Origin of the sequence: Kitasatospora sp. NPDC051702, from assembly GCF_040681575.1 — a bacterium.
GTDB lineage: Bacteria > Actinomycetota > Actinomycetes > Streptomycetales > Streptomycetaceae > Kitasatospora.
This window is the reverse complement of record NZ_JBFAZB010000112.1, coordinates 1-1,466: the sequence shown is the minus strand read 5'-3', so window position 1 is coordinate 1,466 and position 1,466 is coordinate 1. Positions and strand designations below refer to the sequence as shown.

The following is a 1,466-nucleotide window of genomic DNA, read 5'->3' as shown; positions in this document are numbered from 1 at the left end:
CGTCGTCGAACAGACCCGCCGCCACGCCGCCGTCGCCGCCCTGCTGCGCGTGCCCCACGTCGTCCTCGCCGTCAACAAGATGGACCTCGTCGCCTACGCCGAACCCGTCTTCGCCGCCATCGCCGCCGAGTTCACCGCCTACGCCGCCTCCCTCGGCATCGAGGACGTCCTCGCCGTCCCCATCTCCGCCCTCGCCGGCGACAACGTCGTCGAACCCTCCGCCCACATGGACTGGTACGGCGGCCCCACCCTGCTGGAGCACCTGGAGACCGTCCCGGTCGGCAGCGACCCCAGCGCCGAACCCACCCGCTTCCCCGTCCAGTACGTCATCCGCCCGCAGACCGAGAACCACCCCGACTACCGCGGCTACGCCGGCCAACTCGCCTCCGGCGTCCTGCGCGTCGGCGACACCGTCACCGTCCAGCCCTCCGGCCACACCACCACCGTCGCCGGCATCGACGCACTCGGCCGGGAGACCGACATCGCCTGGGCGCCGCAGTCCGTCACCGTCCGCCTCACCGACGACATCGACGTCTCCCGCGGCGACCTCATCACCGCAGGCCCCGCCCCCCAGCCCACCAAGGACATCGAGGCCACCGTCAGCCACCTCAACGAGCGCCCGCTGCGCACCGGGGACAAGGTGCTGCTCAAGCACACCACCCGCACCGTCCGCGCACTCGTCAAGGAGATCTCCTACCGGATCGACATCGACACGCTCGAACAGCGTTCCGGCGCCGACGGGCTGAACGTCAACGACATCGGCCACGTACTGCTGCGCACCGCCGAGCCGCTGGCCCTCGACCCCTACACCGCCAACCGCCGCACCGGATCGTTCCTGCTGATCGACCCGGCCGACGGCACCACCCTCACCGCCGGCATGGCGGGCGAGGCCTTCGCGACCGTACGCACCACCACCGACGCCACCGACGAGGAGGACTGGGTCTGATGCCCAGCGAGGCGTTCTCGGGCATGGACAAGGAAGGCGGCCGCATCGGCAGCGGCGTCCTCGGCAGCGGCCAGGGCGGACTGACCCGATGTGTGGGCCGACAGGGCTGAGAACGCTCTGTCACCGGGCCACCTCCCCTCGACCGGCCCGGCTTGCCCGGCATCCACGATGCCGCAAGCACAGCTTCCGAACTTCCATCCCGAGACCGTCTCCTGACGGTCCGTCCGTGAACAGGACCTGCCATGGCACCGAACCCGACGCCTTCGCATACCCTCGTCCGCCCCAACGCCGGCCGGATCAGACGCTCCGCCGTGGCCGCGGTGGCCGGCCTCACCGCCGTGACCCTGCTCTCGGCCTGCAGCTACGGCTCCAAGGCCGACGACAAGAAGCCCGCCGCCGCGGGTGACGCCGCCTCCGGTGCCTCAGGCGCGAAGCTCTCCGCCGACACCGTGAAGATCGGCTACTTCGCCAACCTCACCCACGGCACCGCCCTGGTCGGCCTCCAGGAAGGCCTCTACCA

1 protein-coding gene and 1 pseudogene are annotated in these 1,466 nt (G+C 71.1%); both read left to right on the top strand.

What is annotated here, in order from left to right; genetic code table 11:
* Positions 1-946, top strand: a 946-nt coding sequence (locus AB0N04_RS38525; protein WP_360223489.1) for a GTP-binding protein, incomplete at its 5' end; no start/stop codon positions are given.
* 242 nt (positions 947-1,188) lie between these two features.
* Positions 1,189-1,466 (top strand): annotated as a pseudogene (locus tag AB0N04_RS38520) (hypothetical protein); the annotation flags it as partial.